The sequence below is a fragment of the Nonomuraea sp. NPDC052116 genome, from assembly GCF_040680035.1.
Taxonomy (GTDB): domain Bacteria; phylum Actinomycetota; class Actinomycetes; order Streptosporangiales; family Streptosporangiaceae; genus Nonomuraea; species Nonomuraea angiospora_A.
Window position 1 is genome coordinate 144,351 of sequence record NZ_JBFAWA010000008.1, and the last position, 13,808, is coordinate 158,158.

The following is a 13,808-nucleotide window of genomic DNA, read 5'->3' on the forward strand; positions in this document are numbered from 1 at the left end:
CCCTCGGCCGGCCGGTTACTCACCAGCCACCTGCGAGGTGACGCGCTCGATGGCCTGGACGGCGACATCGGGCTGGTCGACGTAGATGTAGTGCCCGCTGTCGGTGGCCGTGCTCAGCTTGCTGCCGCTGGACACCGCGAGCCACTTGCGCTGGCCCGCGGACCACGCCTGCTCCAGGCGCGGCCCGTACGTGGGGATGGCCGCGAGGTACTGCTTCCCGTGCTGGATCACCTCCACCGGGATATTTCCGGCGGAGCGGACCTTCCCGTCGGTGATGACGAGCTTCTCCGGGTTCTGGCCCTGGAATATCGCGAGGTTCTGCGCGCGTACGTCGGCCGCTGGGCCCTTGGCGGACTCGGGGATCGCCTTCGTGATGTCGTTCACCATCGTGGGTGACGTGGTGTCCAGCAGGACCAGCCCTTTGACCCTGTCCTGATGGTCGGGGACGTACCTGGCGGCGATCAGCCCGCCCAGCGAGTGCCCCGCCAGGACGACCGGGCCGTCACCGGCAACCCGGTCGAGCACCCCGGTGAGGATCTTCCCGGTGCCGGCGAAGTCCTGAGGGCCGTCCGGCTGGTCGCTCGCGCCCGCGCCGAGCCGGTCGTAGGAACAGACCCGGTTCTTCTTGCTCAGCGTCTTCTGGAGGGCGGCCATCTTGTCCAGCCCGTCGCCTCCTCCGTGCATCAGCATGATGACCGGCCTGCCTTTCGCCGAGTCGCCCGAACAGGACACGTTCACCGACCGGCCCGCGACATCGATCTTCCTGGTTCCGGAGATCGCGTCGGCATCGGCTTTCTGCGTCGTGGGGGCGAGCGGGTCCCAGTTGTCCAGCGAGTCGCTGTCGCAGCCGGCGACCGCCGCCCCGACCACGGTGCTGCACAGCGCGGCCACAACGGCGGACTTGTATGTGCGGAGCATGATGTCCTCCAGCGAGAGACGTCTTCACACGGCGGCTGAGGCGCCGTGTCACGTCGTAACGCTATGGAGTCGACGGTCCCGGAATCGTCACCACATGGTGGACATTCGCAGGTAGCTCGCAAGGGGGACACGTGCGCGACGGTGTGACCGCTAGGCTCGTCCGATGATCGATCTCCGCCGGGTCCAGGGCCTGTGGCGGCGGTGTGACGTCACGGTACGGGATTTACCGTTCGCGCTGCTGCTGACCGTCGCGTCACTCCTGCCGGAGTTCCAAGGCCATGGGACGCAGATCGGCGACCTGCCGCCCCGCCCCTACGACGCGCTGGCGGTCGTCGTGATCGCTCTCGAGTGTCTCCCGCTCACCGTGCGCCGGCGGTGGCCGGCCGCCGGTCTCGTCCTGGTGTCGCTCGGCTTCGCCCTCGACCAGCTCTTCGCCTATCACGCGTTGGCCGGCACCGCGCTGCCCATCGCGCTCATCAGCGCGGGCGCCCATCTGGAACGTGGCCGGCGCGTCACCGTGATCCTGCTCTCCGCCGCGTACCCGCCGCTGATGTTCGCGCTCGACCGGCTCGGCTCGAAGGAGACGCCGGCCGACATCGCGCTGTTCTACCTGGCGCTGGTCCTCGCATGGGGCATCGGGACCTGGCTGCGTTCCACCCGGGCCGCCGAGGCCGAACGCCGCCGCCACGTCGCCGAGGCCACCCGCGCCGCCGAACGCACCCGCATCGCCCGCGAACTCCACGACGTCGTGACCCACCACGTGACGGCGATGGTCGTACAGGCCGAGGCGGCACGCTACCTGACCGCCGCACCCGACCGCCTCGACGCGACGCTGACCGCCGTCACCGACACCGGCCGGCGGGCCATCAGCGATCTGCGGCACCTGCTCGACCTGCTCAAAGCCGACCACGACACCGACGCCGGTACGCCGTCCGCCGGCGATCTGCACACGCTCGTGGAGCAGACGCGCCAGGCCGGGCAGCCGGTGACGTTCACCGAGGAGGGGGAGCCCGCGGAGTCGGCCGGCAGCGCCGAGTTCGTGGCCTATAGGGTCGTGCAGGAAGCTCTGACGAATGCCCTCAAGTACGCCCACGGCAGCCACACCGAGGTCCGCGTGGGCTACGGCGAGAAGGAGATCACCGTGGAGGTCGGCACCGACGGCCCCGGCTCCCGGACCCGCTCTCCCGGCGGGAGCGGGCGGGGCCTGGCCGGGCTCCGCGACCGGGTCGACGCCCTGGGCGGCGAGTTCAGCGCCGAGCAGCGGACCGGCGGCGGCTTCGACGTACGGGCCCGCATCCCAGCAGGGAGCGCGTCGTGACCGCGCCGATCCGAGTCCTGGTCTGCGACGACCAGGCGCTGATCCGCACCGGGTTCGCGACGATCATCGATGCGCAGCCCGACCTGGAGGTGGTGGGAGAGTGCGGGGACGGCCGCGCCGCGGTCGACCTCGCCCGCCGGCTGGACCCGGACATCGTGGTGATGGACGTGCGGATGCCGGTGCTCGACGGCATCGGGGCGACCCGCCTGCTGGCCGGCGCCGGGGTGGCCGATCCCGTCAAGGTGCTCGTGGTGACGACGTTCAACCTGGACGAGTACGTGTACGAGGCGCTGCGCGCGGGGGCCAGCGGGTTCCTGCTCAAGGACGCCCCGCCGGCGCAGCTGCTGCACGGCATCCGCACCGTCGCGACCGGCGCCGCGCTGCTGGCACCCGAGGTGACGCGGCAGCTCGTCGGCAGGTACGCGTCGCGGATCCGCCCCGCCGAGGACACGCCGGACGACGCCGCGCTGACCCCCCGCGAACTGGAGGTGCTGCGCCTCATCGCCGACGGCCTGTCCAACAGCGAGGTCGCCGCGACGCTGGTGATCAGCCAGGAGACCGTCAAGACGTACGTGTCGCGCATCCTCACCAAGCTCGACCTGCGAGACCGCGTGCAGGCGGTGGTCTACGCCTACCGCAGGGGCTTGGTGACCTGAGCCCCGGTCAGTCGTCGATCGCGCGGTTCCGGCGCTGGACGTACAGGCGGTTGCCCTTCGGCCCCGTCCATTCCACCCGTACGACCCCGGGCACCGCCGTGTCGCCGACGCGCGACGGGTCGGACCAGTAGCCGAATCTGGGGTTGCGGAAGAACGTCGCCCACAGCTTGCCGCTGTGATCCACGAAGAAGTTGTTGTGGCCGGCGCCGACACCTACGGTCCACCGCTTCGAGTACGGTCCCTCGAACGTGTCCGAGACGGCGACGACCGCGTCGTAGTGGTACTGCGTGCGACCGGCGCCGGGCGGGTCGTAGGCGTACCGGGTGCTGCCGTCGGCATTGGTCGAGGATCGGTTCCAGGCGGCCTGGAGCAGGAAGTACTTGCCGCCGTGCTTGAACACGTACGCGCCTTCGAGATACGGCTCGGGCGCGTAGGGCACCTGCTGGAAGCTCGGGAGGTCGGTGGTCGGGACGATGTCCTCCATGTCGTCCCGGAACTTCGCGTACAGGTGGTTGTGCAGCACCAGCCAGGCGTCGTCGCCCTCGGTGTAGAGGCTGCCGTCGATGTGGTGGTAGGCGCCGGGCAGGATGAAGCCGGGCCCGCCGACGAAGGAGTCGCCGAAGGGCTTGTCGTGGTTGCCCTGGACCAGCCAGTACGGGCCCTCGACCCCGCCCTCGCTCACGAGCATGAACGAGCCGACCTTCTTCGAGTGGTCGCCCATGCAGGCGACGATGTACCACTTGCCGCGGAAGTAGTGCACCTCCGGGGCCCAGACGTCGCCGCGCTTGCCGAACTGGTCGTCGTTCCAGTACTCCTGCCACGGAGCGACGACCATGCGTCCGGGCCGGTTCTCGTCGGCGAACTCGGGTGACCAGACCTTGCCCTTCTCGGCGCCCGGGCGGATGCCCGTGGTGTCGGCCGGCGTCCACGGCCCGCGCAGGGACGGGGACACCCACACGAAGATGCCGTCGTTCCACGGGGCGGCCCCGGCGATCCCGGGTGCCCGGGTGGTGCCGGTGGCGACGTAGATCGGACGGCCCTTCACCACGAAGCAGTTGACGTAGGTGTCGCGCATCCAGACCCGGCCGAGTTCCTGGTCACGGGGGCGGAGCGCCAGCGGGAGGATGAAGGAGTTGTCCTCGCGCGGCCACAGGTCGAGCCGGGTGTCGGCGAGGCCGTAGGGCTCGAGGTCGGGCCAGTTCGACGGGTATCGCTTCATGGCGGCGTTTCGTCGGGGTCGCCTGCGCGGCGGTCGCGGGCAGCGCCGCCGCTCCCAGAAGGCCGGCGGCGCCCGCCAGCAGGGACCGTCGGTCGACGTTCAACCCGTTGTCGGCATCAGTCATCACTCACGTCCTCCACGCCAGCGCCCTTCCGGTGGGCAGCTTGCGGAGAGTGTGCCTAGTCTGTGATATTTCGTCAATAATCCGGAAAAAATAGCCTGCGATCGCGCAGGTGAGGTCACAGGAAGAAGAACGCAGGTGGCGCCGTTGTGGACAAAACAGTCTTACGGGCTTGTCGAATCGCCGGCGGCTGAGCGTACCGTGCCCCCGCCGGCCACCAGCGCGACGACCGTCTGGCCGGCCGCGGCCACGCACATCAACATGATCGGTGCTCGCCAGCCTGAGCTCACCGTGTGCAGCAGCCCGAAAACCACCGGCCCCGCGGCGGCCAGCAGGTAACCGATCGACTGCGCCATCGCCGACAACGCGCCCGCCCCGCTCGCGTCCTGCGCGCGCAGGCTGATGAAGGCCAGCGCGAGCACGAGGCAGGCGCCGCCGCCCAACCCGAGGACGACACTCCACAGCAACGCCAGTCCCGGCGCCACGAAGAGTCCGAGGTAGCCGAGGAGCATGACCGCCGAGCAGATCGTCGCCAGCGCGCGCTGGTTGCGCGCCCACCGCATCGCTCCGGGGACCGCCAGGCTGGTCAGCACCGCGACCGCCTGAAACAGGAACAGCAGCCAGCCCGCGGTGGCCGCGCTCATGCCGTTGTCCTGGAAAACCTGGGGCAACCACGTCACGACGACATAGAAGCCCAGCGACTGCAGTCCCATGAACGCCGTGACCGCCCACGCCAGCCCGGAACCCCACGGCAACCGGTGTCCGCGAATCGCCTGTGCGGCACGCCGCGGAGCCCGCACCTGGGGAAGCCACAGCAGGACGGCCACCAGCGCGAACAGGACCCAGCAACCCAACGCGGTGTACCAACCGCCGGGGGCGACCTCGCTGATCGGCACCGCCACCCCGGACGCCACCGCGGCGACACCGCCCATCACGGTGGCATAGGCGCTGGTCAGCAGTCCCACCTTGGTGGGGAAATCACGCTTTATGAGGCTCGGCAGCAGCACGTTGCCCACGGCGATGCCCGCCCCGATCAGCACGGTTCCGCCGAACAGACCGACCGCCGCCGGCACCCACCGGAGCGCGATCCCCAGCGTCAGCACCACGAGCGCGGCACCGAGGAGCTGCTCGGCTCCCCACCGCGCGGCCAGCCGGGGCACCAGCGGGGACAGCACCACGAACGTCAGCAACGGCAGCGTGTTCAGCAGGCCCGCCACGGCCGGGGCCAGACCCAGATCGGCCTGCACCTGATCCAGCAACGGCCCGACGCCGGTCAAGCTCGCCCGCAGGTTCGCGGCCACCACGAGCAGCCCCCACACCAGCAACGCCTGACCGGAACGCCGCGTCGACGTACTCTCCATGCACACCACGATCGAGCCGCACCGTGGCCGGCAGCCAGACCGAGCTCAGGCTAGCCCCAGAAGGGACACCCTCCGCACTGTGCGACCACCGGGCGGCCCGGTAGCGTGTCGCTGTGGGGACGCCACTGGGGAATTTCATCCGGGCCAAGCGCGACAGCATCCAGCCGGAATCCCGTGGACTGCCGGACCGAGGCCGCCGCCGGTCGCCGGGTCTGCGCCGGCTGGACCTCGCCACGTGGGCCGGCATCAGCGTCGAATACCTGACCCGCATCGAGCAGGGTCACGACCGCAATCCGTCGCCGGCGGTCATCAACGCCCTCGCCGACGCGCTGCGCCTCAGCCCTCCGGAGCGCAACCACCTGCGCTACCTCGCGAAGATCACCGGCGACGAATGCTCCGTCCACATCCGGCCCGTGCCACCATCCCGGCACGTGCGACCGTCCGTCCTGCGGACACTCCGCCTCCTCGAACCCGGCGTCGCCATCGTGACCAACCGGCTGGGCGACGTCCTCGCCCACACCGGCGGCTACGAGCTGGTCACCAGTGGCACCGGACTGCTCGACGCCGCCCATCCGAACCTCAACCGCTACCTGTTCACCGACCCCCGCGCCCGGACGTTCTTCGTCGACTGGGCCGACATCGCGGACGAGCAGGCCTTCGACCTGTGGCAGGCGCCATCCCTCGAGAACCTCGAGTGGCTCACGGCGGAGCTCACCCCCATCGCCGGGCCCGACTTCACCCGCCGACTGAAGCGTCATATGGTGCCGCGACGTGGGGTTCTCCGGCTCAACCACCCGGCGGGGCACCAGCTTCGACTGCTTCGCGAGACGCTCGAACTGCCTGCGGAGGCCCAGCAACTCGTCGTCTTCCTCCCGGCCGACGACCAGACGGCCGAGGCCGTCGACCGACTCCGGCGCCGGTCCCACGGCCGGCTCCGGTCCATCTCGTGACGAGGCCACCCTTCCGTGCGATGGGGACGACGGCCGTGCCTCCCCAGGGAGCCGCCAGGCGAAGAGGCCGGCCGCAAACGACGTGCCACCGCACTGAGCGGCCATGCGGCACGTGCCCACCGCGTGGCGCACCTGTGGTGCCGCCGTAGCACGCTCTCCATGCCCGCCTCTATCCGCTCCGATCCTCCCGCCGCTGCCACCATGCCCAATCGGAGTCGGGCGTTGGTGAGGTTCGACGGAGGTAATACAGGTCGACGGGTAGGACCAAGGCGTACAGATGCGGTCTGGCCCACGGAGGCAAGCGGACGAGAGCCCGTTGAAGTCGCCGGCGGGGCGCCTCGCCCGTGCACTCATCGCACTCGCACCTGCGGAAGAGGCGATCAGCGGTGCCCACCAGGGCCGCCTCGTGCCAAGCCACCAGGGCTGCCGCCACCGCGCCCGGCGCGCCTACGCGGCATGGCCCTTTCTGGTCGATGACATGACCAGGATGATCGCATGCGACGAGCGTGACGTCCAAGCCCGACGAGGTGTCTACGTGTGCGGTCCCAGCAGGTCCTGCAACGCGGCCGTCATCGCCGCGACGAGGCCACGGCGCGGATCGATGAGCCACTGCTTCCGGCTGTTCGATCCGCAGGAGTCGGCGTGCGCGGAGTCGGCGTTCCCGAGGAGCGCGCTCTTGCTGGGGAAGTGATGGACGACGCCGGTCAGACTGAGGTCGAGCTGCTTGGCGATCTCCCGCAGCGACCCGCCCCGGCGTCGGTCGAGCGCACCCTTGCAGGATATTGAGAAGCGATGTGGTGGCCATGAACTCGTAACGCCAACAATGGGTGATGGATCAACTCATTGCGTTTATGGTCGGCGCCGATCTCGCATGGCGACACAAAGGCGTGAATCGGGACGGGTGAAGAGAAGGATGAGGTCTTCCAACCGGGCCGGAGCGATGGCGACGGTGGTTGCGCTGCGGAAATACGGAGCGATACCCGCGATCGGTGTGAGCTCCGCCCGCCCTTCCTGCGGGTAGGGCGGAATCATCTTCAGGAAATCTGAAATTCCACATTCTGGCGAGATCGATCCGTGTGAAGCACCAGAGCTCATGTTGTGCTTACCTTTGTCTGTGCCCGGTGATCTACTCGACCTCATTTTGCTGACCCTGCTCATCCTCTCCGGCGTCTCCGGTTATCGCCAGGGATTCATCGTCGGGGCCGCGAGCTTCGTCGGCTTCGTGGGTGGATGCGTGTTCGGGATCTACATCGCGCCACCTGTCGCGGGCCTGATCGTGGACGGGGATATCCCGGAGTCCATGCTGGCGATCATCATCGTGTTCCTGACCGCGATGATCTTCCAGTTCGGTACGTCCACTGTCGGCGCGGTGATCCGCTCCTACCTACGGCACGAGCCGGGCAGGATGCTGGACGCGCTGGGCGGCACACTCGTCTCCGGCTTATCGGTGCTGGTCATCGCCTGGCTCGTCGGCAGTGTGCTGGTGTCCAGCTCATTGACCACCATCGTGGAGCAGATCCGCGGCTCACTGATCCTGGGGACGGTGGACCAGGCGATACCCCAGGCGGCACGTGACTGGCAGAAACCGTTCAAGCGGTTCATCGACCGATCCGATTTCCCCCCGGTATTGGACGCGATCGCCGGCCAGCCGACCGTGAACGTTCCGCCGCCGGACACGGAGGTGCTCGACAGCGCCGGCCTGCGAGCGGCGCGGACAGGCATCGTTCAGGTGCAGGGAGTGGCCCGCTCCTGCAACAAGCAGATCACCGGCACCGGATTCGTGTACGCGCCCGATCACATCATGACCAACGCGCATGTGGTCGCCGGGGTCGACAGCGAGCTGGTCGTCATCGATCACACAGGCCGATCGCTCCCCGCTGTGGTGGTCCACTACGACCCGCAGCGGGACGTGGCGGTGCTGTACGCGCTCAACCTCGGGTTGCCGTACCTGACCTTCGACGCCGAGGCGGACAAGGGCGATGACGCCGTCATCGCCGGGTATCCCAAGAACCAGGGGTTCACCACCCTGCCGGCCCGGGTCGCGGCGCGGCAGCGGGCTCGTGTCCCCGACATCTACCGGGTCACCGAGGTGACGCGGGAGGTCTACCTCATCCGGGGCAAGGTCCAGCAAGGCAATTCGGGCGGCCCCCTGTTGAGCCCCGACGGCCGGGTGCTGGGCGTGGTCTTCGCCGCCGTCGTCAGCGCGGACGACACCGGGTACGTGCTCACCGCCTCCGAGGTCGCCTCCGACGCCCGCCGCGCCGCCGGCGCCACCCAGCCCGTCAGCACTCAGGCCTGCGACTGACGCGGGTTGTGTCGCGGTCAGATCCCCTCGCCGGGACGGCCCGCACTGTCGCGCGGCGGTGGCCGGTGCGTTCGCTCGGACGGCGCCGGTCCCGGCTTGAGGACGATCTTGCCGCGCGTGTGACGCTTCTCCAGCTCGCGGAAGGCGTCCTGGACCTGGTCCAGTGGATAGGTGGCGGCGATCGGTGTACGGATGAGGTCCGCCAACTCGACCAGTACCTCGACGGTGGATGCGCCGGGCGTTCCATCCGGGCGAGCGCGACGCGCCCATTCCGCGGCCGGCCCCATCGACCTGCACTGGGAGACTCTGCTCAGCCCCGCCGAGGACCAGCGGCTCATCATCCTCACCCCCGCGCCGGGAACCTCCGCGATCGACCGTCTGAGCCTGCTCCGCGTGCTCGGCCACGACGACTTCGTGCCCGCCGCTGACTCCGTACGAGGCGCGGTTTACCCGGCGTCGAGCTGGTGGTCGGCCCAGACGTAGGTTTCGGGCAGCAAATCGGTGATGAGGACCGTTCGGATGCGGTCGTCCTCGCCGACGATGACCTTGAGGGCGGGGAAGTAGTCGAGGAGGACCTGACGGCAGCGGCCGCATGGGGGGACGACGCCCCGGTCGCGGTCGCCCACGGCGACGATGGTGTCCAGCTCGTAGGCGCCCTGGGCGGCTGCCGCGCCGATGAGGACCAGCTCGGCGCAGGGTCCTCCCGTGAAGTGGTAGGCGTTCACGGCGGTGATGATCCGGCCGTCCCGGGCACGGGCCGCGGCTGCCATGGTGTGGTTGTCACCCCGGCAGCGAGTGCGGGCGACGTGTGCCGCGGCCTGGATGAGTTCGTGGTCGACGTGGTGGGGCTGCGCGGTCATCTTCTCTGCTGTTCCAGGTCCTGAATGTGGCAGTCATTACCGGCCCTTGGCTTCACAGGGCCCGTGGCGGGGGTAGTTCCTCCCTCGTGGGGCGATCTTGGGCTCCAGGAGGAGGTCGACGATGTACGCAATGGTACGGCGCTACGAGGGGGTAACCGATCCCGCCGAAGCCGGGCGCCTGGTGAATGAGGAGTTCGTGCCACTCATCCGCCCGATCCCCGGGTTCGTGGCCTACTTCTGGGTTGACGCCGGGGATGGGGTGATGCTTTCCACCAGTGTCTTCGAAGATCAGGCTGGAGCCGAAGCATCAACCGAGAGGGCCGCGGACTTCGTGCGGGAGCGCATGGTCTCCCTGCTACCCAACGCTCCTCAGGTCACGGCCGGTGAGGTTGTGGCGTCCGGGTAGAGGGCCACCCGGATCGCCGCCGCGTCAACGTCCGTAGGGCCGGTGTTCCCGGGGGCCGGGTGGCGACCGAGGACAGCATTCCGGAGCCTGGAACGCCCTCCGCCACGCGCAGTGCCAGGACCCGGAAGTTGCTGGACCGGCATTCGGCCCGCCCGGGCTGCACGCCGATGTCGACGAGGCCGTATGGCCGGCCCTCGGGTACGAGCTGACCGGCGCTTTCACCGGCTTCGCCGTGGGCGCGCCGACCCTACCGTCCCCCTGACCAAGGACGCCCGAGCACTTGGACCGCGTCGTCGATCGCGACCCAGGTCGGGTTCACCCTGCTTCTGGCCTGGAGCCTGTGGCTCGTGTTCGGCGGCGGTGGCCGGGCCGGGGTCAAGGGGAGGGTTCGGCGACCCAGCCGGCGGTCAGGATGAGGTGGCTTCGGCGGTCGACCGTGAGGAATCCGAAGGGATGGCTGAAGTCGAGGTCGATGTGCCTGACGCGGTAGGGAGGCGGTGGGGCTATTGCGCCTGCGACGGCGCCGAGGGCGGTTATCGCGGCGGCCTCGAAGCCGGTGGCTTGGAAGGTGGCGACGGCGTCCTGCCGGGCCTGGGTGACGGCGAGGGGCTGGGTGCTGATGCCGGGGAAGTGTCCGCGGGTCACGTCGGTCACCGTTGCCAGGCCGAAGACTTCGGGCAGGTCCAGGAGGTCGTGCGTGGAGGTGATGGTGAAGCGCGGGACCGTGACGTTCAAGGCGTCGTCCGGGGTGTGGTCGCGGACGCGACGGACGGTCATTCCCGGGCCCGGGCTGCCCGCACGCAGGAGGCCGGCTGGGGTGGTGGGGTGGCGTCCGGCCAGTACGTCGATGCCGGCGGTGAGGACGTGGCCGGGTTTCATCGATTCGTCACCGAGAACGAGGTGGACGTCGATTCCACCTGTGCCCATGACGCGGAGCATGGTCAGCGGGCCGGCGGGGGTGTCGGCGACTCTGGCCCGGTCGAGGATACGGGTGCTGCGGCGTAGGACGTGGATCTCACGTCCGGCCCACGGGCCGTACCCGAACAGGTCGATGCCGTCGGTGAACGGGCGTAGCCAGGTGGTGCGGACGGTCAGCGCCATGGCCAGGACGAGGAGCACGCGGTCGGTCAGCTGAAGGGGCATGGCGGGGATGATCCCGCCGGTCTGCTCCTTGGCCCAGGCGTCGAGCCGGAGCTGGTCCGCGGCGGGGTCCGAGGTCAGCTCGCCGTACATGCCTTCGGGAAGCGTGGCGATCCAGGCCGGATGCAGCGGCAGGTCCGGCCGGGACCACAGGCCCAGCGCCGACCGGATCGCCGTGGACCCGTCCATGATCGACAGTACGGCTCGGGCCGCCTGGGACGCGGTGGCGGCGTCCATCCCGACGGCCTCCTGCAGTTCTGCGCGGCCTGGTCCCTCGGCGGCCGATGCCAGGTGGGCCAGCAGCGGCCAGGCTCCTGCGCCGGCCATCACGACCGATCCACCCGAACAGGTCTTCACCCACCGGGCGGTTAACGCGTTCACCGCGGCCACCGAGTCTTGCTGCACGTTCATGGGCAAAAGTCCTGTTCCGAAGGGAGACCTTAAGAGATCCGTAAGGTGATTCCGCGAGGCTACAGAACATCAGAGCGGCTGAGCCGGACGGCTCCGCCCCTTCCTTGGAGGAACATCATGAGGACGATCGCTGCAAGCCTGTTCATCTCGCTCGACGGGGTCATCGATGAGCCGGCGCAGTGGCACTTCCCGTACTTCAACGACGAGATGGGCGCCGCCGTGACGGCGCAGATGGCCGACACCCTGCTCCTGGGCCGCAAGACCTATGACAGCTTCGCCGGAGCGTGGCCGGAGCGGGAGGCCGAGGGCGGCGAGGACGCGGGCTTCGCGAAGACGCTCGGCGACGCGCGGAAGATCGTCGTGTCGCGCCAGCCCCTGGAGTTCAGCTGGCGGAACTCCGAGCTGCTCCAGGGCGACCTGGTCGAGGCCGTGACCGCCTTGAAGAACGAGCAGGGCGGCCGCATCGCCATCAGCGGCTCGGTGTCGGTGGTCCGCCAGCTGCTGGCCGCGGGACTGCTGGACGAACTGCACCTGTTGGTGCACCCGATCGCCGTCCGCAAGGGTGAGCGCCTGTTCGACGAGGGGGAGAGCTCCATCCCGCTGGAACTGATCAAGTCGGAGACGTTCGCGACGGGTGTGCTGTACCTGGTCTACCGGCCTGCCGGGGCGAGCGGTGACGCCTCCTACGACGACGCCAAGGCCCACCTGTCCCAGGGCGAGCAGTAGACGTGAGAGCCCAGGGCATGCCGGCCGAGGTCCATGGAGAACTCGGCCGGCACGACCTCACACAGGTCCAGCTGTGTTGAGGTCGGCGGCGAAGTGTCATAGTCGTGGCAGGTGACGGCCTGGCCGGAACGCGTAGGTGATCACCTGGCGGCGCGCGCTCCTGCTTCTCCCAGGAGTGAAGCCACGAAGGGCTGTCGAACCGCAGAGGTCAGTGACGATCGGAGAGCCGCCGGACAGATGAAGAAGTCATTCAGAGGCCTTGGCGGCAGCAGGATCGAAGATCACACCCCTCCGCTCCCCGGACACCCCGTGCGAACGGACAAGATCGCACGCGTCGGCCCCTCCTGGCGGTACCGGATCTCGGGGCCCTTCTTCCTCACCGCGCTCCTGGGATTCGGCGCCTTGGCCGGTGCCCTCTTCCTGCCCCGCTACCTGCTCGCATGGGACCTGGGCACGGCAAAGCCGCCGGCTGACTACGCCAGCGCCGTGAACAACATCCGCACAGCCCTGCTCCAGGGCGTCGGCGGCCTGGTGCTGCTGATCGGCGCTTATCTCACCTGGCGCCAGCTACAGCTCAGCCGTCACGGGCAGGCGACCGAGTCCTTCGCCGCCGCCATAGCGCATCTGGGTGACCCGAGCGTGGACGTCCGCCTGGGCGGCATCTACGCGCTGGAACGCATCTCCCGCTCCTCCACGGCCGACCGCCGGACCATCGGGGAGATCCTCTCCGCGTTCGTCGGCAACCGGGCCTGCGAGCCGCAACGCGACGCCCGGCACGCGCGTCACGCCACCACGGCGGCGGGCAGCTCGGTCCACCTCTCCCTCCGCGCCCCTGACATCCACGCGGCACTGACCGTACTCGGCCGCCGGGACGCGGTCCGAGGGCAGGTACTCCACCTCGACCGCCTGGTCCTGCCTAAGGCCAACCTCGCCTCCGCGCGGCTGCGCGACGCGGACTTCCATTTCAGCGATCTGACCGAGGCCGCTTTCATCGGGGCTGACCTGACCCGCGCGGATCTCAGCGGGGCACGACTGGCGGGGGCGGTCCTTGCCGACGCGATCCTCTACCAGGCCGACCTGCGCGACGCGGTCCTGACCGGAGTCATCGCCGAGGGCATCGACCTCCGGGGCACCGATCTGACCAGGGCCGACCTGCGGAACGCGAACCTGCGCGGCGCTCGCCTGGACTACGCCGACCTCCGTGGTGCCACGCTGACCGGCGCCGTCCTGACCGGTGCTTCGCTGAAACGCGTGGTCTTCGACGAGGCCACCGCCTGGCCCGACGGCTTCGACACCTCCCGGGTCAGTCCCGCACGGCTACGGTCGCTCCCGCCTGTCCGTATGAGGGACTACGAAGAGCTCGCCGTCCGGCCGGCGCCCGTCAAGACCGACTCACCGGCCGAAGCCGAGTAGGCCC

Annotated in this window: 14 protein-coding genes; 8 read left to right on the plus strand and 6 right to left on the minus strand. The window is 69.4% G+C overall.

Features of this window, described 5'->3' with window-relative positions; translation table 11 throughout:
* Positions 1 to 15: 15 nt before the first annotated feature.
* Complete coding sequence (locus AB0L65_RS17355) at positions 16 to 918, minus strand: alpha/beta hydrolase (protein WP_364246116.1); 903 nt, start codon at positions 916 to 918, stop codon at positions 16 to 18.
* 163 nt (positions 919 to 1,081) lie between these two features.
* On the opposite strand from AB0L65_RS17355, the gene AB0L65_RS17360 reads away from it, so the two are divergent.
* Both AB0L65_RS17360 and AB0L65_RS17365 read left to right on the plus strand, forming a co-directional pair.
* A complete protein-coding gene (locus tag AB0L65_RS17360; protein WP_364246118.1) occupies positions 1,082 to 2,236 on the plus strand; it encodes a histidine kinase in 1,155 nt (384 codons plus the stop codon).
* On the plus strand, positions 2,233 to 2,892 hold the full coding sequence (locus AB0L65_RS17365) for a response regulator transcription factor (RefSeq protein ID WP_350731846.1): 660 nt from the start codon (positions 2,233 to 2,235) through the stop codon (positions 2,890 to 2,892). Before AB0L65_RS17360 ends, AB0L65_RS17365 begins: the two co-directional genes overlap by 4 nt.
* A 7-nt stretch (positions 2,893 to 2,899) precedes the next feature.
* Here AB0L65_RS17365 and AB0L65_RS17370 read toward each other — a convergent pair whose 3' ends face one another.
* Both AB0L65_RS17370 and AB0L65_RS17375 read right to left on the minus strand, forming a co-directional pair.
* On the minus strand, positions 2,900 to 4,111 hold the full coding sequence (locus AB0L65_RS17370; protein ID WP_364246121.1) for a family 43 glycosylhydrolase: 1,212 nt from the start codon (positions 4,109 to 4,111) through the stop codon (positions 2,900 to 2,902).
* Positions 4,112 to 4,396: 285 nt separating this feature from the next.
* Positions 4,397 to 5,593 carry an MFS transporter gene (locus AB0L65_RS17375; protein WP_364246124.1) on the minus strand — a complete coding sequence of 399 codons (1,197 nt, stop codon included), beginning with the start codon at positions 5,591 to 5,593 and terminating at the stop codon, positions 4,397 to 4,399.
* Between the two features lie 113 nt (positions 5,594 to 5,706).
* On the opposite strand from AB0L65_RS17375, the gene AB0L65_RS17380 reads away from it, so the two are divergent.
* On the plus strand, positions 5,707 to 6,543 hold the full coding sequence (locus AB0L65_RS17380) for a helix-turn-helix transcriptional regulator (RefSeq protein WP_364246127.1): 837 nt from the start codon (positions 5,707 to 5,709) through the stop codon (positions 6,541 to 6,543).
* A 1,114-nt stretch (positions 6,544 to 7,657) separates the two neighbouring features.
* Complete coding sequence (locus AB0L65_RS17385; protein ID WP_364246129.1) at positions 7,658 to 8,848, plus strand: MarP family serine protease; 1,191 nt, start codon at positions 7,658 to 7,660, stop codon at positions 8,846 to 8,848.
* A gap of 17 nt (positions 8,849 to 8,865) precedes the next feature.
* Here the strand turns inward: AB0L65_RS17385 and AB0L65_RS17390 are convergent, their stop codons facing one another.
* The gene (locus tag AB0L65_RS17390; RefSeq protein ID WP_364246132.1) at positions 8,866 to 9,054 is read right to left on the minus strand and encodes a zinc-binding dehydrogenase; all 189 of its coding nucleotides are present in this window, start codon (positions 9,052 to 9,054) and stop codon (positions 8,866 to 8,868) included.
* 19 nt (positions 9,055 to 9,073) lie between these two features.
* Between AB0L65_RS17390 and AB0L65_RS17395 the strand changes: the two genes are divergently transcribed.
* Positions 9,074 to 9,331: a hypothetical protein gene (locus tag AB0L65_RS17395; RefSeq protein ID WP_364246135.1), complete on the plus strand. Its 258-nt coding sequence runs from the start codon at positions 9,074 to 9,076 to the stop codon at positions 9,329 to 9,331.
* On the opposite strand, the gene AB0L65_RS17400 is transcribed toward AB0L65_RS17395, so the two are convergent.
* Positions 9,295 to 9,708, minus strand: coding sequence for a cytidine deaminase (locus AB0L65_RS17400; RefSeq protein ID WP_364246138.1), 414 nt, complete (start codon positions 9,706 to 9,708; stop codon positions 9,295 to 9,297). The genes AB0L65_RS17395 and AB0L65_RS17400 overlap by 37 nt on opposite strands.
* Positions 9,709 to 9,829: 121 nt before the next feature.
* On the opposite strand from AB0L65_RS17400, the gene AB0L65_RS17405 reads away from it, so the two are divergent.
* Positions 9,830 to 10,114: a hypothetical protein gene (locus tag AB0L65_RS17405; RefSeq protein WP_364246141.1), complete on the plus strand. Its 285-nt coding sequence runs from the start codon at positions 9,830 to 9,832 to the stop codon at positions 10,112 to 10,114.
* Positions 10,115 to 10,489: 375 nt separating this feature from the next.
* Here AB0L65_RS17405 and AB0L65_RS17410 read toward each other — a convergent pair whose 3' ends face one another.
* Positions 10,490 to 11,665: a serpin family protein gene (locus AB0L65_RS17410; RefSeq protein WP_364246144.1), complete on the minus strand. Its 1,176-nt coding sequence runs from the start codon at positions 11,663 to 11,665 to the stop codon at positions 10,490 to 10,492.
* Between the two features lie 117 nt (positions 11,666 to 11,782).
* Between AB0L65_RS17410 and AB0L65_RS17415 the strand changes: the two genes are divergently transcribed.
* Together AB0L65_RS17415 and AB0L65_RS17420 are read left to right on the plus strand one after the other, a co-directional pair.
* On the plus strand, positions 11,783 to 12,391 hold the full coding sequence (locus tag AB0L65_RS17415; RefSeq protein WP_364246147.1) for a dihydrofolate reductase family protein: 609 nt from the start codon (positions 11,783 to 11,785) through the stop codon (positions 12,389 to 12,391).
* Between the two features lie 309 nt (positions 12,392 to 12,700).
* Positions 12,701 to 13,804, plus strand: coding sequence for a pentapeptide repeat-containing protein (locus tag AB0L65_RS17420; protein WP_364246150.1), 1,104 nt, complete (start codon positions 12,701 to 12,703; stop codon positions 13,802 to 13,804).
* Positions 13,805 to 13,808 lie beyond the last annotated feature (4 nt).